This is a genomic window from Kitasatospora sp. NBC_01560 (assembly GCF_045208415.1).
Classification (GTDB): domain Bacteria; phylum Actinomycetota; class Actinomycetes; order Streptomycetales; family Streptomycetaceae; genus Kitasatospora.
Window position 1 is genome coordinate 4,602,292 of the sequence record NZ_CP109364.1, and the last position, 24,404, is coordinate 4,626,695.

The window sequence follows — 24,404 nt, forward strand, 5'->3', positions numbered from 1 at the left end:
GGAGACAAGAGACATGACCGAGGCGAAGCCGCGGATCGAGAGCATCCTCCCGCTCTCTCCGCTCCAGCAGGGCCTGCTGTTCCACGCGCAGTACGACACCCGGGGCCCCGACGTCTACACCATGCAGCTCGCCCTCGACATCGCGGGCGGCGGGCTCGACGTCGACGCGCTGCGGGGCGCCTGCGCCGCGCTGCTGCGCCGGCACGCCGGGCTGCGGGCCGGGTTCCGGCACCGCAAGAACGGCGAGCCGGTCCAGCTGATCCCGTTCGAGGTGGCCCCCGACTTCACCGTGGTGGACCTCGGCGGCCGGCCGGCCGCCGCGTGGGAGCGGGCCGCCGGGGAGATCGCCGCCGAGGACCGCGGCCGCCGCTTCGACCTCACCCGGCCGCCGCTGATCCGCTTCACCCTGCTCTCCGGCGACGACGACCGGCACCGGTTCCTGATCACGGCGCACCACATCCTGATCGACGGCTGGTCCCGGGCCCTGCTGATCGGGGAGCTGTTCGAGCTGTACGGGCTGCTGCGGCGCGGCTCCGACGAGAACGCCCTGCCCGCCGTCACCCCGTACCGCGACTACCTGGCCTGGGTGGCCGGGCAGGACCGGGAGGCCGGCGAGGCGGCCTGGCGGCAGGTCCTGGACGGGCTGGAGGAGCCGACCCTGCTCGCCGCCCCCGACCCCTCCCGGGAACCGCTCGCCCCGGTGTCCACCCGGGTCGAGCTGCCCGCCGCCGCGACGGCCGCCCTGACCGGCTGGGCCCGCCGGCTCGGGGTGACCGTCAACACCGTGGTGCAGGCCGCCTGGGCGATCACCCTCGGCCGGCTCACCGGCCGGGACGACGTGGTCTTCGGCGGCACCGTCTCCGGCCGCCCGCCGCAGCTGCCCGGCGTCGAGTCCATGATCGGCCTGTTCATCAACACCCTGCCGGTCCGGGTCACCCTCGACCCGGCCGAGCCGGTCCGTGCCCTGCTGGAGCGGCTCCAGGACCAGCAGGCCGCCCTGATGGACCACCAGTACCTCGGCCTGGGCGACGTCCAGCGGCTGGCCCCGGGTGGCGGCGAACTCTTCGACACCCTGCTGGTCTTCGAGAACTACCCGGTGGACACCGAGGGCCTGCGCCGCTCCGCCGGCGGCCTCGGCGTCGTGGACGGCCACAGCCACGAGGGCACCCACTACCCGCTCAGCCTGCTGGCCCACGTCGGCGACGTGCTCGCCCTGGAACTGAGCCACCGCCCGGACGTGCTGGACCGGGCCGCCGCCGAGGCCGTCGGCGCCGACGTGCTGCGGCTGCTCACCGCACTGCCCGGCGCCGGGGAGACCCCGGTCGGCCGGCTGGAGCTGCTCACCGCCGAGGACCGCGCCCTCGTCCTCGGCCGCTGGAACGACACCGCGCACGAGGGCGCCCTGCTCCCGCTCCCCACCCTGTTCCGGCAGACCGCCGACCGGTTCCCCGACGCCGTCGCCGTCGAGTACGCCGGGGAGAGCCTGACCTACCGCGAGCTCGACGCCGCCGCCAACCGGCTGGCCCGGCTGCTCGTCGCCCGGGGCGCCGGCCCCGAGCGGATCGTCGCGCTGGCCCTGCCGCGCTCGGTCGGGCTGGTGGTCGCCCTGTGGGCCGTGCTGAAGTCCGGCGCCGCCTACCTGCCGGTCGACGCCGGCTACCCGGCCGACCGGATCGCCCACATGCTCGGCGACGCCGCGCCCGCCCTCGTCCTCACCGACGCCGCGACCCGGCCGGTGATCGAGGCCGCCGCCCCCGGGGCCGCCCCGCTGCTCCTGCTGCTGGACGACCCGGCCACGGCCGCCGCACTCGCCGACCGGCCCGCCGGCGAGGTGACCGACGCCGACCGCACCGCGCCGCTCTCCCCGCTCTCGCCCGCCTACGTCATCTACACCTCGGGCTCCACCGGGCGGCCCAAGGGCGTCGTCATGCCCGGCGCCCCGCTCGCCAACCTGATCGGCTGGCACGAGGCCGAGCTGCCGGGCGGGGCCGGGGTGCGCACCGCCCAGTTCACCGCCATCAGCTTCGACGTCTCCGCCCAGGAGATCCTCTCCAGCACCCTGAGCGGCCGCACCCTGGTCGTCCCCGACGAGGCCACCCGCCGCGACCCGGCCGCCTTCGTCCGCTGGCTCGACGAGCACCGGATCGACGAGGTGTACGCGCCCAACCTCGTCCTCGACGCGCTCTGCGAGGAGGCCGTCGGCCAGGGCCTGGAGCTGCCGGCCCTGCGCCACCTCGCGCAGGCGGGCGAGGCCCTGGTGCTGAGCAAGCGGATCCGCGACTTCCACCACGGCACCGGCCGCACCCTGCACAACCACTACGGCCCGACCGAGACCCACGTCGTCACCGCCGCCACCCTCCCCGCCGACGTGGACGCCTGGCCCGACCGGCCCACCATCGGCCGGCCCATCCGCAACACCCGCGGCTACGTGCTGGACAGCGCGCTGCGCCCCGTCCGGCCCGGCGCCCCCGGCGAGCTGTACCTCGCCGGCGCCGCCCTGGCCCGCGGCTACCTCGGCCGCCCCGGCCTGACCGCCGAACGCTTCGTGGCCGACCCGTACGGCCCCGCCGGCAGCCGGATGTACCGCACCGGCGACGTGGTCCGCTGGACGCCCGACGGCGAACTCGACTACCTCGGCCGGGCCGACCACCAGGTCAAGATCCGCGGCTTCCGGATCGAGCTCGGCGAGATCGAGGCCGCGCTCACCGGCCACCCGGCGATCGCCCGGGCCGCCGTCCTGGCCCGCGAGGACCGGCCCGGGCTCCGGACCCTCGCCGCCTACCTCGTCCCGGCCGAGGGCTGCACCGTCCCCGCCGCCGACGCCCTGCGCACCCACCTCGGCGGCCTGCTGCCGGACTACATGGTGCCGTCCGCCTTCGTCCCGCTGGCCGAACTGCCGCTCACCCCCAACCGGAAGCTGGACCGGCGCGCCCTGCCCGCCCCGGCGGGATCCGGCACCGGCCTGGCCCCGCGCACCGCCCGCGAGAGCGCCCTGTGCGCCCTGTTCGCCGAGACCCTCGGGCTGGAGCAGGTCTTCGCCGACGACAGCTTCTTCGACCTCGGCGGCCACTCGCTGCTCGCCACCCGGCTGATCAGCCGGATCCGCTCCGAGCTCGGCGCCGAACTGCCCGTCCGCGCCCTGTTCGAGGCGCCCACCGCGGTGGCCCTCGCCGAGCGGGTCGGCTCCGCCGGACGGGCCCGGAAGGCGCTCACCGCCCGCCGCCGGCCCGCCGAGGTGCCGCTCTCCCCCGCGCAGCGCCGGCTCTGGTTCCTCGGCCGCTTCGAGGACGCCGGCGGCAACTACAACCTGCCGATGGCGATCCGGATCTCCGGCGAGCTGCACGTCCCGGCACTGCGCGCGGCCCTCGCCGACGTCGTCGCCCAGCACGAGAGCCTGCGGACGGTCTTCCCGGACACCGACGGCCGGCCCCGCCAGCACGTGCTGGACCCGGCGGACGCCGTCCCGGCCGTCCCGGTGATCGGCGTGACCGAGGAGGAGCTGCCCCGGGCACTGGCCGCCACCGCCGCCCGGGACTTCGACCTGACCGGTGAGATCCCGCTGCGGGCCCGCCTGTTCGCGCTCAGGGGCACCGAGTACGTGCTGCTGCTGGTGATCCACCACATCGCCGCCGACGGCTGGTCGATGGCGCCGCTGGCCCGCGACCTCTCGACCGCCTACCGCGCCCGCCGCGAGGGCACCGCGCCCGGCTGGCAGCCGCTGCCCGTCCAGTACGCCGACTACACGCTCTGGCGCCAGGACGTCCTCGGCGACGGAACGGCGGACAAGGGCGGCGAGCTCGCCCGGCAGACCGAGTTCTGGCGCACCACCCTCGCCGGCCTGCCCGAGGAGCTCACCCTGCCGGCCGACCGGCCGCGCCCGCCGGAGCTGAGCTACCGCGGCGACACCGTCTCCCTCACCGTCCCCGCCGCCACCCACCGGGCCCTGGCCGACCTGGCCCGCGGCGGGCGGGCCAGCGTCTTCATGGCCGCGCAGGCCGCGCTCGCCGCGCTGCTGCACCGGCTCGGCGCCGGCGAGGACATCCCCGTCGGCACCCCGGTGGCCGGCCGCACCGACCAGGCGCTGGACGACCTCGTCGGGTTCTTCGTCAACACCCTGGTGCTGCGCACCGACGTCTCCGGCGACCCGACCTTCCGCGAGCTGCTCGACCGGGTCCGGGAGGCCGACCTCGCCGCCTACGCCCACCAGGACGTCCCCTTCGAGCAGCTGGTCGAACTGCTCAACCCCGGCCGCTCGCTGGCCCGGCACCCGCTGTTCCAGGTGATGCTCTCCTTCCAGAACAACGCGGAGGCCGTGCTCGACCTGCCGGGGGTGCGGACCGGCGCCCAGCCCGTCGGCCTGCGGCGGTCCAACTTCGACCTGGCCGTCGTGCTCGCCGAGCGCTTCACCGCGGACGGCGCGCCGGACGGCATCGAGGGCGGCATCGAGTTCGCCACCGACCTGTTCGACCGCGCCACCGCCCAGGAGCTCGCCGACCGCTTCGTCCGGCTGGTCGGCGAGCTGGTGGCCGGCCCGGACCGGGCGCTGTCCACCGTGGACGTGCTCACCGCCGAGGAGCGCCACCGGGTGCTCGTCGAGTGGAACGACACCGCGCGCGAGCACCCCACCGGCACCCTGCCCGCCCTGTTCGAGAGCCAGGCCGCCCGCACCCCCGACGCCACCGCCCTGGTCTTCGGGGACGTCCGGCTCGGCTACGGGGCGCTCAACGCCTGGGCCAACCGGCTGGCCCGCCGGCTGATCGCCGACGGCGTCCGCCCGGAGCAGACCGTCGCCGTCCGGCTGCCGCGCTCCGCCGAGCACATCGTGGCGCTGCTCGCCGTGATGAAGGCGGGCGCGGTCTACCTGCCGATCGACAACGCGTACCCGGCCGACCGGATCGCCCACATGACCGAGGACGCCCGGCCGGTGGCCGAACTCGCCGACCTCGGCGAGGTGTGGGAGCTCTCGCACGACCAGGCGTGGTCCGGCGAGAACCTCACCGCGCAGGAGCGCGGCGGCGCCCCCCGCCCCGACAACGCCGCGTACGTCATCTACACCTCCGGCTCCACCGGCCGCCCCAAGGGCGTCACCGTGCAGCACCGCAGCGTCGTCAACCTGTTCCACGACCACTTCGGCCGCCTCTACGCCCGGGAGATCGCCGCCGCCGGGGGCCGCCGGCTCAAGGCCGCGCTGGCCGCCTCGTTCTCCTTCGACGCGGCGATCGACCCGCTGCTCTGGATGCTGGCCGGCCACGAGCTGCACCTGATCGGCGACGAGGCCCGGCAGGATCCGGCCCTGCTCGCCGCCTACGCCCGCTCGGTCGGCGGGATCGACCACTTCGACACCACCCCCGGCCACTTCCAGCAGCTGCACGAGCTCGGCCTGACCACCGACGAGGCCGCCCGCCCGCTGGTGGTGAGCCTCGGCGGCGAGGCGCTCGGCGAGACCCTGCGCGCCGAACTCGCGGCCGTGGAGGGCCTGGTGACGTACAACCTGTACGGGCCCACCGAGACCACCGTGGACGCGCTCGGCCAGCGGATCACCGACGCCGGCCGGGTGCTGGTCGGGCGCCCGCTGGACAACTACCGGGCCTACGTCCTGGACGCCGCGCTCCGCCCGGTCGCCCCGGGCGTCGCGGGCGAGCTCTACCTCGCCGGCGCCGGCCTGGCCCGCGGCTACCTCGGCCGCCCCGGCCTCACCGCCGAACGCTTCACCGCCGACCCGTACGGCCCGGCCGGCAGCCGGATGTACCGCACCGGCGACCTCGCCCGGTGGACGCGGGACGGCCGGATCGACTGCCTCGGGCGCGCCGACGACCAGGTGAAGGTCCGCGGCTTCCGGATCGAGCTCGGCGAGGTGACGACGGTGCTGGAGGCGCACCCCGACATCGCCGCCGGCGTCGTCGTGGTCCGCGAGGACCGCCCCGGCATCCGCGAACTCGTCGCCTACGCCGTCCCGGCCGCCGGCCGGGCGGTGCCCTCCGCCGAGGAGCTGCGCCGCAGCCTCGGCGAGCGGCTGCCGGACTACATGGTCCCGGCCGCGTTCGTCGCCCTGGAGCGGCTGCCCCGCACGGTGAACGGCAAGCTCGACCAGAAGGCGCTGCCCGCCCCCGCGCCGCGCACCGGCCCGGCCGGCCGCGCTCCGCGCACCGCGCAGGAGAAGGCGCTCTGCGAGATCTTCGCCGAAGTCCTCGGCCTCGACGGCGTCTGCGCCGACGACAGCTTCTTCGACCTCGGCGGGCACTCGCTGCTGGCCGTCCGGGTGACCGGCCGGGTCCGCACCCGGCTCGGCGCCGAACTGCCGGTCCGCGCCCTGTTCGAGGCGCCGACGCCCGCCGGACTGGCCGAACACCTCGGCGGGGCCGCGAGCAGCCGGCCGGCGCTCACCGTCCGGCCGCGGCCCGACGCCGTCCCGCTCTCCCCCGCGCAGCGCCGGCTCTGGTTCCTCGACCGCTTCGAGGGCCCGGCCGCCACCTACAACCTCCCGCTGGCGGTCCGGCTCACCGGCCCGCTCGACCGGGCGGCGCTGGCGGCCGCGTTCGGCGACGTCACCGACCGGCACGAGAGCCTGCGCACGGTGTTCCCGGACACGGACGGCCGCCCCGGGCAGCTGATCCTGCCGCCCGGGGGGCCGGCCCGCCCGGAGCTGACGGTCACCCCGTACAGCGCCGCGGCCGTGGCCGCCGAGGCCGCCCGCGGCTTCGACCTGGCCACCGACCTGCCGGTGCGGGCCGCCCTCTTCCCGGTGGCCGAGGAGGAGCACGTGCTGCTGGTGGTGGTGCACCACATCGCGACCGACGGCTGGTCGATGGCGCCGCTGGCCCGCGACCTCTCCACCGCGTACGCGGCCCGACTGGGCGGCGCCGCACCGGAGTTCACCCCGCTGCCGGTCCAGTACGCGGACTACACGCTCTGGCAGGCCGAGGTGCTCGGAGCCGAGGACGACCCGGCCGGCGAGCTGAACCGCCAGGTCGAGCACTGGCGCACCGCGCTGGCCGGCCTGCCCGAGGAGCTGGCACTGCCCACCGACCGGCCCCGCCCGGCCCGGACGAGCCACCGCGGCGACACCGTCGCCTTCAACGTGCCGGCCGACACCCACGAGCGCCTGCTCGCCCTGGCCCGGACCACCGGCAGCAGCCTGTTCATGGTGGCCCAGGCCGCCGTGGCCACCCTGCTGCACCGGCTCGGCGCCGGGGAGGACATCCCGCTCGGCACCGTCGTCGCGGGCCGCACCGACGAGGCGCTGGACGACCTGGTCGGCTTCTTCGTCAACACCCTGGTGCTGCGCACCGACGCCTCCGGGAACCCGAGCTTCCGCGAACTGCTGGGCCGGGCGAGGGAGGCGGACCTCGCGGCCTACGCGAACCAGGACGTGCCGTTCGAGCGCCTGGTGGAGATCCTCAACCCCGAGCGGTCAATGGCCCGGCACCCGTTGTTCCAGGTCATGCTGGCCTTCCAGAACACCGGCGAGGCCACCCTCGACCTGGCCGGGCTCCGCCCCGGTCCGTACGAACTCGCCCTCGACACGGCCAAGTTCGATCTGACCATTCAGCTGGCGGAGTCGGTGGCGGGGCTGGAAGGAAGCATCGAGTACGCCGTCGACCTCTTCGACCGCACCACCGCCCACACCCTCGCCGAACGCCTCCTCACCGTCCTCACCACCATCGCCGACCACCCCGACACCCCCATCGGCGACATCGACATCCTCACCCACCAGGAACACACCCAACTCACCACCTGGACCGGCGAACACCACCACCTCGAACCCACCACCCTCCACGGCCTCTTCGAACGAGCCGCCGACACCACCCCCCACGCACCCGCCCTCACCAACGGCAACCACACCCTCACCTACGCCCAACTCGAAACACACGCCAACCAACTCGCCCACCACCTCCACACCCAGCACGACATCGGCCCCGAACACACCGTCGCCCTGCTCCTCCCCCGCTCCACCGACATCGTCATCGCCCAACTCGCCGTCCTCAAAACCGGCGCCGCCTACCTCCCCATCGACCCCGACTACCCGACAGACCGCATCACCTACATGCTCCAGGACGCCAACCCCACCCTCGTCCTACGCCAACTCCCCACCTACGAAAACGAACCCACCACCCGGCCCACCAGCACCCCCGACCCCGCCAACCCCGCCTACATCATCTACACCTCAGGCTCCACCGGCCGCCCCAAAGGCGTCATCGTCACCCACACCGGCATCGCCGCCCTCGCCACCGCCGAACTCCAACGCTTCACCCCCACCCCCCACAGCCGCATCCTCCAATTCGCCTCCCCCAGCTTCGACGCCTCCGTCCTCGAACTCGTCCTCACCTTCACCGCCGGCGCCACCCTCGTCGTCCCCCCACCCGGACCCCTCGCCGGCGAACCCCTCGCCGACACCCTCACCACCCACCGCATCACCCACGCCCTCATCCCCCCCGCCGCCCTCGCCAGCGTCCCCCACCGCCCCTACCCCCACCTCCACACCCTCATCGTCGGCGGCGACACCACCCCCGCCGAACTCGTCGACCACTGGGCCACCCACCACCACCTCGTCAACGCCTACGGCCCCACCGAATCCACCGTCGCCGCCACCATCAGCACCCCCCTCACCCCCGGAACCGGCACCCCCACCATCGGCACCCCCATCCCCAACACCCACACCCACATCCTCGACACCACACTCCGACCCGTCCCCCCCGGCACCACCGGCGAGCTCTACCTCACCGGCCCCGGCCTCGCCCGCGGCTACCACCGACGCCCCGACCTCACCGCCGAACGCTTCGTAGCCTCACCCCACGGCCCCGCCGGCACCCGCATGTACCGCACCGGCGACCTCGCCCGCCGCACACCCGACGGCCAACTCCACTACCAAGGCCGCGCCGACGACCAAGTCAAAATCCGCGGCTTCCGCATCGAACTCGGCGAGATCGAGACCCTTCTGACCCGGTACCCGGGTGCGGAGCGATCCGTCGTCGTCGTCCGCGAGGACCAGCCCGGCATCAAGCGCCTCGTCGCCTACGTCGTCCCGGCCCCCGGCACCACCCTCGACCCGGAGGCCCTGCGGGCCCACCTGGCCACCGCGCTGCCCGACTACATGGTGCCGTCGGCGTTCGTCGCCCTGGACGCCCTCCCGCTCAGCGTCAACGGCAAGCTGGACCGCAAGCAACTCCCCGCACCCGCGCAGGAGTCCGCCGCCGGCCGGCGCGGTCCGCGCAGCACGCAGGAGGAGATCCTCTGCGGCCTGTTCGCCGAGGTGCTCAAGGTGGAGCGGGTGGGCATCGACGACAGCTTCTTCGAGCTCGGCGGCGACAGCATCACCTCCATCCAGCTCGTCAGCCGGATCCGCTCGGTGCTCGGGGTCAAGCTCAGCAACCGGAGCGTCTTCGAGACCCCGACCGTCGCCCGGCTCAGCGAGAAGCTCGGCACCGGGCAGGACGGCGACGGATTCGAGGTGCTGCTCCCGCTGCGCACCGGCGGCGACCGGCCCCCGCTGTTCTGCGTCCACGGCGCCGGCGGCCTGAGCTGGCCGTACTCGTCGCTGCTGAAGCACATCGGCGCCGAGTTCCCGGTGTACGGGCTCCAGGCCCGCGGCCTGGACGGCGAGGACTCCCGGATCGCCGGCAGCGTCGAGGAGATGGCGGCCGACTACGTCGAGCAGATCCGGTCCGTCCAGCCCACCGGGCCGTACCACCTGGCCGGGTGGTCGTTCGGCGGTCTGGTCGCGCACGAGATCGCCGTCCGGCTGACCGAGGCCGGCGAACGGGTCGCCCTGCTCGCCAACCTCGACCAGACCCCGTACGACGAGTCGTGGACCGAGGAGGAGGGGTACACCGTCCCCACCGAGCGGGACGTCCTGGAGACCCTGCTCGACTTCGTCGGCCACGACCTGGCCGAGCTGCGCTCCCAACCGCTCGACCACCAGCGGGCGATGGAGCTGATCCGGGCCCGCGACAGCGCGCTCGGCAGCCTGGAGGAGCGGCACATCGCCGCCTTCGTGAAGGTCGGCATCAACAACCACGTACTGAGCGGCGCCTACCGGCCGCGCCGCTACGACGGCGACCTCCTGCTGTTCGTCTCGACCGTCGGCACCGACGACCCGGCCGCCAGGGCCGAGGCCTCGGTGGCCGCCTGGCAGCCGTACCTGACCGGCACCGTCGTCACCCACCCGGTGCACGCCCACCACGGGCACCTGCTCCAGCCGGACCCGGCGGCCGAGATCGGGCGGGTCCTCCTCGCCCGGCTCTCCGGACTCCCCGCCTCCGCCCACTGATCACCACCGCAAGCAAAGGAGTGGCCGTCATGGAAACGGCAATCTCGGCGGAGGGCCTCCGCAAGCGCTACGGCGACCACCAGGCGCTGAACGGCATCGACCTGGAGGTGCCGGCCGGCACCATCCTGGGCGTGCTCGGCCCCAACGGCGCCGGCAAGACCACCACCGTACGCATCCTCACCACCCTGCTGGAGCCGGACGAGGGGCGGGCCACGGTGGCCGGCTTCGACCTGGCCACCCAGGCCCGCAGCATCCGCGCCAACGTCGGGCTCACCGGCCAGTACGCGGCCGTGGACGAGCGGCTCACCGGCCGCGAGAACCTCCAGCTGATCGGCCGGCTGCTGCGGCTCGGCCGGCGCGGCGCGAAGGCCCGGGCCGACGAACTCCTGGAGAAGTTCGGCCTGGTGGACGCGGCAGGCCGGATGGCGAAGACGTACTCCGGCGGTATGCGCCGGCGCCTCGACCTCGCCGCCAGCCTGGTCGCCGCCCCGCCGGTGCTCTTCCTGGACGAGCCGACCACGGGCCTGGACCTCACCAGCCGGCTCGCCCTCTGGGAGATGATCAAGGAGCAGGTGGGCAACGGCGTGACCGTCCTGCTCACCACCCAGTACCTGGAGGAGGCGGACCAGCTCGCGGACCGGATCGCCGTCATCGACAAGGGCCTGGTCATCGCCGACGGCACCCCGGACGAGCTCAAGCGCAAGGTCGGCGGCGAGCGCCTGGAGGTCTCGGTGGCCACCCCCGCCGACCTCGCAGCCGCCACCCGGGTGCTGGCCGGCCTCGCCGCCGGCGAACCGGTCGTCGACCACGAGGCCGCCACCGTGTCCGTCCCGCTGGACGGCGGCGTCTCCACCATCGCGGCCGCCGCCCTCGGGCTGGAGCGGCTCGGCATCGAACCGCAGGACTTCGCCGTCCGCCGCTCCTCGCTGGACGACGTCTTCCTCGCCCTCACCGGGCAGCAGGGCTCCGCGCCCGCCACCGCCCCCGACCAGTCCAAGGAGATGCAGGCAGCATGACCGAGGTGCTCAGCGACACGTTCGCCCTCGCCGGCCGCCAGATGCGGCACATCCGGCGGATGCCGGAACAGCTCCTCGGCATCACCGTCATGCCGGTGGCCTTCGTCCTGGTCTTCGGCTACCTGTTCGGCAGCGCGATGCAGGTGCCCGGCCAGGGCGGCTACAAGGAATACATCATGGCGGGCATCTTCGCCCAGGTGATGCTGGCCAACCTCACGACCACCGCGGTCGGCGTGGTCGAGGACCTCAACAACGGCCTGGTGGACCGCTTCCGCGCGCTGCCGATCTCCCGCTCCTCCGTCCTGCTCGGCCGCACCGCCGCCGACCTCGTCCTGGTCTCCTGGACCTCGGCGGTGATGGCCCTGGTCGGCTACCTGATCGGCTGGCGGGCGCACAACGGCGTGCTCAGCACCCTGGCCGGCTTCGGCCTGCTGCTGCTGATGGGCTTCGTGATGTCCTGGGTGGGCGCGCTGGTCGGGCTCTCGCTGCGCAGCCCGGAGGCGGTCAGCGCCCTGGTCGGCGTGGTGATGATGCCGCTCGCCTTCCTGTCCAACGCGTTCGTCCCGCCGCAGGGCCTGCCCGGCTGGATGCGCGTGGTGGTGGAGTGGAACCCGGTCAGCGCCGTCGTCTCCGCCGCCCGGGACCTCTTCGGCAACGAGCGCGGCGACTCCAGCGGCGCCTTCCCGTCCGAGCACCCCGTGCTCGCCGCCGTCATCGTGCTGGGCACCCTGCTGGTGGTCGTGGTCCCGCTCGCCGGCCGCGCCTACCAGCGGGCGGCCGCCAAGCGCTGAACCGCCGCCCCGGCGCCGGCACCGCCGCCGCCGGGGAACGGCCGGGGCCCCGCCTCCCGGAGTGCGGGAGGCGGGGCCCCGGCCGTGAGCGGTCAGCGTCTGTGCCCGGGCCCGACCATCAGGAAGAGCACCCGCAGGACCAGCACCGAGCTGATCACCAGCAGGTTGTAGCCGAAGAGCTCGAACAGCCCGAGGCCCCGGCTGAGCATCGGGCCGCCGTCGGTGCGCAGCAGCTGGACGCCGACCAGGCCGATCACCCCGCCCAGGAAGGCGAGCAGGATCTCGTGCACCAGGGAGCGCAGGAACCGCCGGTCCTCCGGGTCCGCGAACATCCGGACGCCGACGGTGAGCCGGCCGCCCTCCACGGCGGCGCCGATCCGTTCGACCCGGCGCGGCAGCCGGCGCAGCATCGGGACGAGCCCGAGCAGTTCCTCGGCCACCGTCCGGCCCAGCACCTCCGGCCTGAGCTTGCGCAGGTGCTGGGTGACGGCGAACGACCGGGCCTCGCTGACGATGTCGAAGCCGGGCACCAGGCGGTCCAGCGAACCCTCCATGGTGGCCAGGGCGCGGAAGACGGCGGCGATCTCCGGCGGCACGTTGAGCCCGTGCCGGGCCACGATGGCGAACAGGTCGGCGAACATCTCCCGGTCCGGCTTGATGCCGGGCGCGAAGTGCCGGGCGAGGAACCGGCCGACCGCCCGCTCCAGCTGCCGCTCGTCGATGTGCTCGGGGTGGTCCACCAGCTCCAGCAGCGCGTCGCTCAGGCCGCCGGGGTCGCCGCGGTGCAGGGCCAGCAGCAGGCCGCGCAGGGTGGCCCGCAGCGAGCGGTCGATCCGGCCCACCGAGCCGAAGTCGAGCATGCCGAGCGTGCCGTCGTCGAGCAGCAGCAGGTTGCCCGGGTGCGGGTCGGCGTGGAAGACGCCGCTGGTCATGATCTGCCCGAGCAGGCACTCCAGCATCGCCGTGGCCAGCGCGTGCCGGTCCAGCCCGCGCTCGTCCAGCACCTTCGGCGCACTGTGCAGCGGTATGCCGGACATCCACTCGGTGATCAGCACCCGCTTGCCGGTGAGGTCCTCGTGCACCTCGGGGACCCGGATCACCGCGTCCCCGCCGGCGGCCGCGATCGCGGCGGCCACCGAGAGCGTGTTGCGGGCCTCGATCCGGAAGTCCAGCTCCTCCTGCACCGAGACCGCGAAGCCCTGGGCCAGCGTGACGGCGCCGACGCTGCGGCCCCAGTCGGTGTGCCGTTCGAGCCGTTCGGCGAAGCGGTAGAGGATGTCCAGGTCGTCCACGACGATCTCGCGGGCGCCCGGGCGCTGCACCTTGACGGCGACCTGCTCGCCGCCGGGCAGCCGGGCCCGGTGCACCTGGGCGATCGAGCCGGCCGCGAACGGCTTCCGGTCGAACTCGGCGAACACCTCGCCCGGCGGGGCGCCCAGCTCCTCGCACAGCACCTGTTCGACGGCGTCCCACGGCTCCGGCGAGGCCTGGTCCTGGAGCAGGCTCAGCTCGGCGGTGAACTCCGGCGGCAGCAGGTCGTACCGGGTGGACATCACCTGGCCGAGCTTGACGAAGGTGACCCCGGCCTCCTCCAGCGCGAGCCGCAGCGAGGCGGCCAGCACGGTCCGTTCGGCGGCCGCGTTCGGGCCGCGCCGCGTCCGGCCGCCGAGGAACCGGCCCAGGCCGTGCCGGACGACTATCCGGCTGAGCCGCCCGTAGCGGCGGGTGCGGGCGAGCTGGCGGCGCAGCGAGCCCGGCAGCCGCACCAGCCCGCGCATCGTGCCGGACGGCACCAGCACGTCGGTGGCCGCCAGGAAGAGCATCGCGGTGACCAGGGCGACCCCGATCTCCAGGGTCAGCAGGGCGACGGGCTGCACGTTCCGCAGCGGGACGCTGACCAGGGTCGCCGCGGCGAGCCCGACCAGGCCGGTGGCGACGGCCCGGCCCTTGCCGAGCCGGACGCCGAGCAGCCGGCGCGCGCCCGAGGCGAGGCCGGTGACGAAGACGGTCAGCGAGAGCGCCGCCAGCAGGACGAGGACGGCGGCGTTCATCCGCGCACCGCCGCGCCGTGCCGGGCGGTGCGGGATCCCGCCCGGGCGGGATCCGCCGCGGCCCGTGCGCTCCGGGCGTTCATGCCCGCCGGCGCCGGCGCACGGCGTAGTTCAGCGCCACCACGGTGAGCAGCGGCCCCCAGAGCAGCAGCGGCAGGTACATCCAGCCCATCACGGCGCGGTGGGTGCCTTGCAGGGTGCCGTTGTCCACGCGGTCCCAGAGGAGGGCCTGGCTGATCGTCACCACGGTCATGACGGCGGCCCCGAGCAGCGCGGCCGTCACCGCCGCCCCGGTCCGGACGGCACGGCCGCCGATCAGCGGGACCCACCGGGGCACCACGAGGCCCCAGTCGCGGACCAGGCCGAGCGTCAGCAGCGCCGCGCCCTCCTGGAGCAGCGAGATCGCCGGCAGGACGAGGTAGCCCGTCCCCGGCAGGCCGTAGTCACTGCGCAGGACGGCCTCGCTGTACCCGACCGGCACGCCCACGGTCATGGCGAGCCGCCAGAGCGTCGACGGAAGGGCGGCCAGCGGCACCGCGTGGGCCAGCCAGACCGCCCACGACGGTGGTGGGGGTGTGTCCGCGACCGTTCCGGGGGCCAATGAACGGCTGGTCTCGGTTGTCATAGGACAGTGCCCATCTGATCGTCAGGTGCATGGCCGACTCTCCATGCTAGGGATCTGACCTGTGTCTTTCCGGGCCCGATGTCAGCTTGCTGCCATGATTCGGCCGCTTCCGGACGGCTGTTCGCACCGGTCGTCCGGAGCCGGCCGCCGGGCCGTTCCCGGGGTGAATTCCCGGGGCGAATGCGCAGTGCGCCACGACGGCCCCTGTCACCATCCTGACAACGGCATTGCCAGGAATCGCCCGGCATTTCCCGGTGGCCCGCCGCGGCCGGCGCCGGGCCCGCCGCGGGGGGTGCCCGCGCGGGCCCGGCCGGTCGGTCACTGGCAGCCGTGCTGCCAGTTCCAGCCGATGAAGCTGTGGCGCAGTTCCACGTCGAACCGGCAGGTGGCGGTGCCGTCCGCGGCGAGGTCGACGTACGTGTGGTGGGTGTTGGCGTACCACGCGCCGGTGGCGTCGAAGATGCCCCGGTAGCCGAATTCGGCGTGCGCCTCGGTGTGCGAGACGGCGCAGTCGGCGGTGCAGTCGCTGTTCTTCGTCGCGGACTTCAGCGACCAGCCGGCGTTCCACGGCTCGCGGTTCCACTGCTGGGTGGCGTCGGTGCTCGCGGTGGTGACGCGGGCGCCGTCGCTGCTCCAGGACGAGGTGGTGTACAGGCCGGACATCCGGATGTTGCAGCAGTCGAACATCTCGTTCCAGCTCTTCACCTGGCGGGTCGTGGTGGCGGCGGCCGGCCCGGCCGCCGCCTTCGCCGCCGGGCCGCCCGCGGCCGGGACGAGCACGGCCTCGCCGAGCACGGGCCGGCAGTCCGCCCCGACGGTGACCTGCTGGTGGACGGCACCGCCGGCCGGTGGCACGGGCAGGGCCACGGAGAGCCGGAGCTCGCCGCAGGAGCGCGCCGCGCCGTCCGCGGTCCCGCCCTCGGAGCCGGCGGCGAAGGCCGGCGCGGCGGTCAGTGCCAGCACGCCGGCGGCGAGCACGGCGGCGCGTGCGATTCGGTTGCGCATGATCCCCTGCTTTCCTGGTGAGTTTCGCCAGGGAGCGTAAACGGCGGCCTTTCCCGGGCGGCCGGGCCGCGGAAATCTTGGCAGGAAGCTGACATTTCCCTGGCGGAATCGACCGGTCGCGTTCTAGTGGCACTTTCATGTCAGCGCCGTTGATCGGCGGTCCGTCCCCGGCCGAAGCTGTCGAAAGCTCGAACAGGCACGAACGGACGCGAACGGACAACCGGATTCCGGGGCGGCCGGGCCGCAGAGGGGGTTTCCGCATGAAGGCCGGACACATGGACGACACCGGCATTTCCGGTGCGCCGGGGCTCCCCTCCGCGCTGCTGCCGGACCAGCTCCTGCTGGACCGCCTGCTGCCTTCCGACCCCGCCTTCGGGGCCCGGATGCGCGAGGCGCTGGCCGGGGCCGAGCAGTGGCTGCGGCCCGGCGCGGACGACGCCCTCCACCCGCGGATCGCGGCCCTCGGCGGACACCTCGCCGAGGCGGGCGGCAAACGGCTGCGCCCGCTGCTCGTCCTGCTCGGCGCCGAGTTCGGCGACCCGGGGGCGCCGGGCATCGGCCAGGCCGCCGCCGTCGCGGAGCTCGTCCACCTGGCCTCGCTCTGCCACGACGACATCATGGACGGCGCCGACACCCGGCGCGGCCGGCCCAGCGTGCACGCCCGCTGGGGCGAGCGCGCCGCCGTCCTCGGCGGGGACTGGCTGCTCGCCCGGGCCGCCCAGCTGGCCGCCGGCCTGGGCGCCGCCGCCGTGCAGCTCAACGCCCGGGCGGCGGGCCGCCTGGTGGCCGGCCAACTGCACGAACTCACCGGCCCCGGCCCCGGGGTGGACCCGGTCACCCACTACTTCCGGGTGGCGGCGGGCAAGACCGCCGCGCTGCTCGCGATGTCGCTGGGCATCGGCGCCGTCCAGGCCGGCACCCCGGCGGGCGACACGGCCGCGCTCACCGAGTACGGCGAGCAGCTCGGCATCGCCTTCCAGGTCGCCGACGACCTGCTGGACCTGCGCGCGCCCGCCGCCGACACCGGCAAGGAACGCGGCCGGGACCTCCTGGCCGGCGTCCGCAGCCTGCCCGTCCTGCTCGCCCGGGAGAGCGCCGACCCGGCCGACGCCGAACTGCGCGCCCTGCTCGCCGGCGGCGCCGTCCCGGCCGCCGACGCCGCCCGGGCCCTGGCGCTCTTCGAGCGCTCCGGCGTCCTCACCGAGACCGAGGCCGTCATGCACCGCCGCCTCGACCGCGCCCGCGCCGCCCTGGACGCGCTGCCCGACCGGCCGGCCCGCCGCGCGCTGTTTGCCCTCTGCGACCACGTCGCCCTCCGCGCCGGCTGAGCCGGCCGAACCCGCCAGGAGCCCCCATGACCATGGCCGCACGGGTCGAAGAACTCACCCGGATCCGCCAGGACGTCCACCGCGGCCCGAGCGAGAAGGCCACCGAGGCCCAGCACGCCAAGGGCAAGCTGACCGCCCGCGAGCGGATCGCGCTGCTCCTCGACGAGGGCTCCTTCCACGAGGTCGAGCCCCTGCGCCGGCACCGCGCCACCGGCTTCGGCCTGGAGGCGAAGAAGCCCCACACCGACGGCGTCGTCGTCGGCTGGGGCACCGTGCACGGCCGCACCGTCTTCACCTACGCCCACGACTTCCGGATCTTCGGCGGCGCCCTCGGCGAGGCCCACGCCCAGAAGATCCACAAAATCATGGACATGGCCATCGCGGCCGGCGCCCCGCTCGTCTCGCTCAACGACGGCGCCGGCGCCCGGATCCAGGAAGGCGTCACCGCCCTCGCCGGCTACGGCGGCATCTTCCGCCGCAACACCCAAGCGTCCGGCGTCATCCCGCAGATCTCCGTGATGCTCGGCCCCTGCGCCGGCGGCGCCGCCTACTCCCCCGCGCTCACCGACTTCATCTTCATGGTCCGCGAGACCTCGCAGATGTTCATCACCGGCCCGGACGTCGTCCAGGCCGTCACCGGCGAGAGGATCACCCAGAACGGCCTCGGCGGCGCCGACGTCCACGCGCAGACCAGCGGGGTCGCCCACTTCGCCTACGACGACGAGGAGACCTGCCTCGCGGAGGTCCGCTACCTGCTGTCCCTGCTGCCGCAGAACAACCGCGAGCTGCCGCCCGCCCTCGTCGTCCGGGACCCGGTCGAGCGCCGCAACGACGCGCTGCTCGACCTCGTGCCGCTGGACGGCAACCGGCCCTACGACATGCGCAAGGTGATCGAGGAGATCGTCGACGACGGCGACCACATGGAGGTCCACGAGCGCTGGGCCACCAGCGTCGTCACCACCTTCGCCCGGCTCGGCGGCCAGGTCACCGGCATCGTCGCCAGCCAGCCGCAGTCGCTGGCCGGCGTCCTCGACATCCACTCCTCGGAGAAGGCCGCGCGGTTCGTCCAGCTCTGCGACGCCTTCTCCGTCCCGCTGGTCACCCTGGTCGACGTCCCCGGCTTCCTGCCCGGCGTCGACCAGGAGCACGGCGGCATCATCCGGCACGGCGCGAAGCTGCTCTACGCCTACTGCAACGCCACCGTGCCACGGGTCTCGCTGATCCTGCGCAAGGCCTACGGCGGCGCGTACATCGTGATGGACTCGCAGTCCATCGGCGCCGACCTCAGCTACGCCTGGCCGTCCAACGAGATCGCCGTCATGGGCGCCGAGGGCGCCGCCAACGTGGTGTTCCGGCGGCAGATCGCCGAGGCCGAGGATCCGGTGGCGACCAGGCAGCAGCTGGTCAAGGAGTACCGGGCCGAGCTGATGCACCCCTACTACGCGGCCGAACGCGGCCTGGTGGACGACGTGATCGACCCCGCCGAGACCCGCGCCACCCTGATCCACGCCCTCGGCGCGCTCCGCACCAAGAACGCCGCCGCCCCGGCCCGCAAGCACGGCAACCCGCCGGTCTGACCCGCCGGCAGGGCCGCGCCCGGCCCGGAAGGAGTGCCCCTCATGCCCGTCCCCTCCACCGCACCCACCACGGCGACCCCGGCCGTGCCCGGCCCCGGCGCACTGGCCGGCCCCGGTGCACTGGCCGGCCCGCTCGCACCGACCCTGTTCCGGGTGATCGGCGGCAACCCCGGCCCCGAGGAGATCGCCGCGATCGCCGCACTGCTGAGCACCCTCGCCACTGCCCCGGCCCGCCCCGCCGCCGCACCCGCCGACCCGCGGCCCGCCCGCTGGGGGCGCAGCGACATCGCGCCGCCCGCGTCCTGGGCCTCGCCGCCCTGATCCCCGCTGGCAGGTTGCTGCCGTCCTCGTTGCGGGCCCGCTCGGGCGCCGCCCAGGGTGAGGAGTTCATGGCCATTCCGGAGACGGGCGCGGCCGAGCAAGGGAGGACAGCCGTGCTTCAGGTGGTGTTCCGCGTCCTGGGGCCGCTGGACATCAGCGCCGACGGCCGGCCGATCGCCCTCCAGGGCGCCCGCCAGCGCACCGTCATGTCGATGCTGCTGCTGGCACCCGGCCGGGTCGTCTCCGTCGACACCCTCGCCGACGCCGTCTGGCAGGGCAACCCGCCCGCCACCGCCCGCAACCAGATCGCCATCTGCGTCTCCGGCCTGCGCAAGACCCTCAAGACCGCCATCGGCATCGACGACCTGATCGTCACCAGCCACCCCGGCTACCTGCTCCACACCGGCGAGCACCGCATCGACGCGGTCGAGTTCGAGGAACGGGCCGCCGAGGGCCGGGAGGCCGCCCGGCGCGGCCGGGGCGAGGAGGCCCGGGCCCACTTCGAGGACGCCCTCGCCATGTGGCGCGGCCCCGCCCTCGACGGCATCCCCGCCGAACGCGTCGAGGCCGAGGCCGCCCGGCTGACCGAGCTGCGCCTCGACGTCTACGAGCAGCTCACCGCACTGCGCCTGGAGGCCGGCCAGCACGGCGAACTCATCGGCGAGCTGACCGGGTTCGTCCGCGAGCACCCGCTGCGCGAACAGGCACTCGCCCAGCTGATGCTGGCGCACTACCGCTCCGGCCGGCGGGCCGAGGCCCTGGAGGCCTACCGGGACGGCGCCCGGCTGCTCGCCGACGAACTCGGCATCGACCCCGGGCCCGCCGTCCAGGAGCTGCACGAGGACATTCTCAACGACGCCCCCAGGCTGAGCCTGCCGGTCGCGCCGACCGCCGCGCCGGCCCTCACCGTGCCCGCCCACCTGCCGCCGGTGCCCGCCGCGTTCACCGGGCGGCACCAGGAACTCGCCGCCCTGGACCGGCTGCTGGACCACCAGGGCGGCACCTCGCTGCCGGTGGGCTCGATCATCGGCACCGGCGGCGTCGGCAAGACCGCCCTCGCCGTGCACTGGTCCCACCAGGTGGCCGCCCGCTTCCCCGACGGCCAGCTCTTCGCCGACCTGCGCGGCTACGACGAGGAGGAGGAGCCCCGCCGGCCCGCCGCCGTGCTGGACCGGTTCCTGCGCGCGCTCGGCGTGCCCGGCCCGCAGGTCCCCGCCGACCGGGCCGAACGCACCGCGCTGTTCCGCAGCGTGCTGTACGACCGGCGGGTCCTGATCGTGCTCGACAACGCCCGGTCCTTCGAGCAGATCCGCCCGCTGCTGCCGGGCAGCTCCGGCTGCTGCGTCCTGGTCACCAGCCGGGACAGCATGAGCAGCCGGCTCGCCGGCGACTACGCGCTCGTCCCGCTGCACCTGGCCTCGCTCGGCCAGGACGAGGCCATCGCGCTGCTCTCCCGGGTCGCCGGCGGCGACCGCGTCGCCGCCGACCCGGTCGGCGCGGCCCGGCTCAGCGAACTCTGCGACCGCCTCCCGCTCGCGCTGCGGATCGCGGCCGCCCGGCTCGCCGCCAAGCCGCACTGGACCGTCCGCACCCTGGTCTCCCGGCTGGACGGCCAGCACCGCCGGCTGGACGAGCTCAGCCCCGACGCCCGCGGCGTCCGGGCCGGCTTCCGGCTGAGCTACCGCGACCTGCCCGCCGACACCGCCCGGATGTTCCGCCTGCTCGGCTCGCTCAACGTCACCGAGTTCTCCGCCTGGGCCGGCGCCGCCCTGCTCGACATCGACCCGGTCGACGCGGAGGACCTGATCGAGCAGCTCGTCGACGCCCAGCTGCTCGAACCGCTCAGCGCCAGCACCGGCCATGTCCGCTACCGGATCCAGGACCTCCTCCGCCTCTTCGCTCGCGAGTGCGCGCTTGCCGAGGACGGAGAAGGGGCTCTGAGGGTGGCACTGCGGCGCGCCTACGGGGTGTGGCTGGGGCTGGCCCGGGAGGCCCACCGCCGCCTCTACGGCGGCGACTACACCGTCGTCCCCGGGACGGCCGCGCCGCACCCGCTGCCCGGCCACCTCACCGAGACCCTGTTGGAGGACCCGATGGAGTGGTTCGAGGCCGAGCGCACCGCGATCGGCGGCCTGGTCCAGCAGGCCGCCCGCGAGGACGCCTCCGAGTACGCCTGGGACTTGGTGATGACCGCCGTGACGATCTACCAGAACCGCAACTACCTGGAGGACTGGCGCGAGGGCGCCGAAGCGTCCCTGGCCGCCGCCCGGCAGTCCGGGGACCGGCTCGGCGAGGCCGCGATGCTGCACTCACTGGGCACCCTGGAGATCGTCCAGTACGAGCACGAGCGAGCCCACGAGCGGCTCGGCCTGGCCCTGCGCCTGTTCGAGGAGCTGGGCCAGGACCAGGGCCGCGCCCTGGTCCTGCGCAATCTGGCGCTGTGCGAACGCCAGCACGGCGACCTGGACCGGGCCGTGGAGACCGGACGCCGCTCGCTGGAGATCTTCCGCGAGGTCGGCGACCGCTACGCCGAGGCCCATGTGCTGGGCCTGCTGGCGCAGATCGAGCTGGAGCGCGGGGACGCGCAGGCGAGCCTGGTGCTGTCCTCGGAGGCGGTGGCCCGGAGCCGGGGGCTCGGCACCGTCCGGGGCGAGGCGCAGAGCACCGTCCGGCTGGCCGAGGCGCTGATCCGCAGCGGGGACGGCGTCCGCGCCGAGGAGGCCTGCCGGCGGGCCCTGGAACTGGTGCTCGCGAGCAACGACCGCCGGGGCGAGACGCACGTGCTGCGGGCCCTCGGCGAGGCCCTCTGGTGCCAGGGCCTGAGCAGGGAGGCCGAGCCGGTGCTGCGCAGCGCGATCGAGGCCGCCGAGGCGGTGCAGGACGCCTTCCTCCAGGCCCGGGCGGCGGCCGTGCTCGGCTGCGTCCAGGTGCTGCACGCGGACCGCAGCGGCGCGGCGGTGGCGTTCAGCCGCGCGGCGGAGCTGTTCGCGGAGGTCGGCGCCCGGGCGTGGCGGGAGCGGGTGGACCAGCTCCTGGAGGTGATCGCGGACGGCGGACCGGCCGACTCGGCACGGCTGTTCGAGCTCGTCCAGCCCTGACAGCAGCCCGCCGGGCCGGCCGTCTCAGGTCCACGGGTCGTCCATCAGCAGCACGCCCGAGGCCGCCGGCACCGCCGACGCCGCCGTGACCGCGCCGGCCGGGGCCCGGTCCGCGAGTACGGCCCCCTGGCCCGCGACCACCGCACCGGCCGCCGCGAGCGTGAGCGTGGCGGCCACCGCGAGCTTCGCCACCGGGGCGACGACGACGGAGCGGGCGGACTTGCGGGCGGAGAGAAGGACGCTGTTCACGGTGGCCCCCAGGACCTCTGCTGTCCGCCCGGCCGGCTGCCCTGCGGTACGTCACAAACGCTAGGGAGACCGCGTTTTGGGCCGCTTTCAAAGTCCTTTCGATCTCTCGAAATCGATCCGACAGCGGGAAACAATCGCAGGTCAATAGCGTTTCGCGCAGTTCGCCCGCGGGTGGTCGCGGGCTGCGGAGACGGCTGGGGGCCGGCATGGACTTCAAGATCCTCGGACCGGTGTCGGCCGAGGTCGACGGCCGCCCGGTCGACCTCGACGGCGCCAAGCAGCGCACCGTGCTCGCCACGCTCCTGCTCGCCCGGGGCAGGGTGGTCACCGACGAGCGGCTGACCACCCTGCTCTGGGGCTGGGAGCCGCCGGCCACCAGCACCAACCAGCTCTACACCTACGTGTCACGGCTGCGCACCCGGCTCGGCCCCGCGCACGGCCTGAGCCGCCACGGCGCCGGCTACCGGATGGACCTCTCCGGCGCCACCCTGGACTGGGACCGCTTCGGCGCACTCGCCGCCGCCGGCCGCGCCGACCTGCTCGCCGGGCACTACGCCGGGGCCGAACGCCGGCTCGCCGACGCGCTGGCGCTCTGGCACGGCCCGGCCCTGGGGGACGTCACCGAGCAGCTCGCCGACGCCGAGGGCCCGCGGCTCACCGAGGCCCGGCTGACCGCCGTCGAGCAGCACGCCGAGGCCGCCCTCGCCCTCGGCCGCCATGACGACCTCCTCCCCGCGCTCACCCGGCACGTCACCGGCCACCCGGCCCGGGAGCACGCGCGCGGCCAGCTGATGACCGCGCTGTTCCGGTCCGGCCGGCAGGCCGACGCGCTCGCCCGGTACGAGGACGGGCGGCGGCTCCTCGCCGAGGAGCTCGGCATCGACCCCGGTCCCGAACTGCGCGCCCTGCACGCGGAGATCCTCACCGGCACGCTGCCCGGACCGGCCGCCGCGGAGCGGGTCCGGGCGACCCCCGGCGCCACGGCCGCCACCGCCGCCACCGCCGTCGGCAGCGACACCGCCACCGACCCGCGGCCCGCCCCGCTGCCGACGCCGCGCCCCGCCCTGCTGCCCGCCGCCCCGCGCGACTTCACCGGCCGCGAGCAGCAGACCCGGCTGGTCCTCACCGCCCTGTCCGAGGACCGCGACGTCACCCTTACCGGCGCCCCCGGCACCGGGAAGTCCGCGCTCGCCCTGACCGCCGCCGAACAGGCCCGCCCCGCCTTCCCCGACGGCCAGCTCTACGCCGACCTGCGCACCCCGGACGGCGCCCCGCGCGACCCCGGCGAGGTCCTGGGCTGGTTCCTGCGCGCCCTCGGCGCCGCCCCCGGCCGCCTCCCCGCCGGCCTGGAGGAACGCGCCCAGCTGTACCGCACCCTGCTGGCCGGCCGCCGCCTGCTGGTCGTCCTGGACAACGCCGACGACGACACCCAGGTCCGCCCGCTGCTCCCCGGCGGCGGTGCCACCCGCACCCTGGTCACCGGCGTCCGCCCGGCCCCGGCCGCCCTCGAAGGCGCGCTGCTGGTCCGGCTCGGCCCGCTCTCCCCCACGGAGGCGGCGCGACTGCTCGCCCGGATCGCCGGCGCCGGGCGCCTGGCCGCCGACCCGGAGTCGGCGGCCCGCATCGCCGAGCACTGCGACCGGCTGCCGCTCGCCCTGCGGATCGCCGCCACCCGGCTCGCCGACCGCCCTCACTGGGCGCCGGCCCGGCTGGCCGACCGGCTCGCCACCGAGGACCGCCGGCTGGCCGAACTGCGCTTCGGCAGCCTCGACCTCGCCGCGGCGCTGCGCCCCGCCCTGGACGCGCTGGACGCCCCCGCGGCGGCCGCGCTCGCCGTACTGGCCGACGCCGCGCTCGCCGTCCTCACCGCACCGGACGCGGCCGCCCTGCTCGACCTGCCGCTGCCCGACGCGGACGACCTGCTGGACCGGCTGGCCGATGCCCGGCTGCTCGAACCGTGCCCCGCGGCCGGGGCGTTCCCGCAGTACCGGCTGCTGCCGCTGGTCGGCCTGCTGGCCCGCCGCGCGGTGGCCGTGGGCTGACCGGTCGCACGCCGTTCACCGCGGCCCTTCACCG

Annotated in this window: 12 protein-coding genes; 8 read left to right on the forward strand and 4 right to left on the reverse strand. The window is 75.0% G+C overall.

Features of this window, described 5'->3' with window-relative positions; translation table 11 throughout:
* Positions 1-13: 13 nt before the first annotated feature.
* The 3 genes from OH807_RS20010 to OH807_RS20020 are packed head-to-tail and all read left to right on the forward strand — an operon-like array spanning position 14 to position 12,074.
* Positions 14-10,267, forward strand: coding sequence for an amino acid adenylation domain-containing protein (locus OH807_RS20010; protein ID WP_406200670.1), 10,254 nt, complete (start codon positions 14-16; stop codon positions 10,265-10,267).
* Positions 10,268-10,296: 29 nt separating this feature from the next.
* On the forward strand, positions 10,297-11,283 hold the full coding sequence (locus OH807_RS20015; RefSeq protein WP_406200672.1) for an ATP-binding cassette domain-containing protein: 987 nt from the start codon (positions 10,297-10,299) through the stop codon (positions 11,281-11,283).
* Positions 11,280-12,074, forward strand: a complete 795-nt coding sequence (locus OH807_RS20020; RefSeq protein WP_406200674.1) for an ABC transporter permease — start codon at positions 11,280-11,282, stop codon at positions 12,072-12,074. The genes OH807_RS20015 and OH807_RS20020 overlap by 4 nt, the downstream gene beginning before the upstream one ends.
* A 92-nt stretch (positions 12,075-12,166) precedes the next feature.
* Here OH807_RS20020 and OH807_RS20025 read toward each other — a convergent pair whose 3' ends face one another.
* The 3 genes from OH807_RS20025 to OH807_RS20035 form a co-directional block, all read right to left on the reverse strand.
* Positions 12,167-14,125 carry an ABC1 kinase family protein gene (locus OH807_RS20025; RefSeq protein WP_406200676.1) on the reverse strand — a complete coding sequence of 653 codons (1,959 nt, stop codon included), beginning with the start codon at positions 14,123-14,125 and terminating at the stop codon, positions 12,167-12,169.
* 79 nt (positions 14,126-14,204) lie between these two features.
* Positions 14,205-14,750 carry a hypothetical protein gene (locus OH807_RS20030; RefSeq protein ID WP_406200678.1) on the reverse strand — a complete coding sequence of 182 codons (546 nt, stop codon included), beginning with the start codon at positions 14,748-14,750 and terminating at the stop codon, positions 14,205-14,207.
* 318 nt (positions 14,751-15,068) lie between these two features.
* A complete protein-coding gene (locus tag OH807_RS20035) occupies positions 15,069-15,755 on the reverse strand; it encodes a hypothetical protein (RefSeq protein WP_406200680.1) in 687 nt (228 codons plus the stop codon).
* Between the two features lie 260 nt (positions 15,756-16,015).
* Between OH807_RS20035 and OH807_RS20040 the strand changes: the two genes are divergently transcribed.
* From OH807_RS20040 to OH807_RS20055, 4 genes are all read left to right on the forward strand, one after another.
* Entirely contained in the window at positions 16,016-17,083 is a 1,068-nt protein-coding gene (locus tag OH807_RS20040) for a polyprenyl synthetase family protein (RefSeq protein WP_406200682.1), read from the forward strand.
* A gap of 32 nt (positions 17,084-17,115) precedes the next feature.
* On the forward strand, positions 17,116-18,660 hold the full coding sequence (locus OH807_RS20045) for an acyl-CoA carboxylase subunit beta (protein ID WP_406211090.1): 1,545 nt from the start codon (positions 17,116-17,118) through the stop codon (positions 18,658-18,660).
* Between the two features lie 42 nt (positions 18,661-18,702).
* Entirely contained in the window at positions 18,703-18,981 is a 279-nt protein-coding gene (locus OH807_RS20050) for an acyl-CoA carboxylase epsilon subunit (protein WP_406200684.1), read from the forward strand.
* Between the two features lie 113 nt (positions 18,982-19,094).
* Positions 19,095-22,079 carry a BTAD domain-containing putative transcriptional regulator gene (locus tag OH807_RS20055; protein ID WP_406200687.1) on the forward strand — a complete coding sequence of 995 codons (2,985 nt, stop codon included), beginning with the start codon at positions 19,095-19,097 and terminating at the stop codon, positions 22,077-22,079.
* Positions 22,080-22,103: 24 nt separating this feature from the next.
* Here the strand turns inward: OH807_RS20055 and OH807_RS20060 are convergent, their stop codons facing one another.
* A complete protein-coding gene (locus OH807_RS20060) occupies positions 22,104-22,328 on the reverse strand; it encodes a hypothetical protein (RefSeq protein WP_406200689.1) in 225 nt (74 codons plus the stop codon).
* Between the two features lie 206 nt (positions 22,329-22,534).
* Here OH807_RS20060 and OH807_RS20065 point away from each other — a divergent pair, with 206 nt between their 5' ends.
* On the forward strand, positions 22,535-24,370 hold the full coding sequence (locus OH807_RS20065; protein WP_406200691.1) for a BTAD domain-containing putative transcriptional regulator: 1,836 nt from the start codon (positions 22,535-22,537) through the stop codon (positions 24,368-24,370).
* The last annotated feature ends 34 nt before the right edge of the window (positions 24,371-24,404 follow it).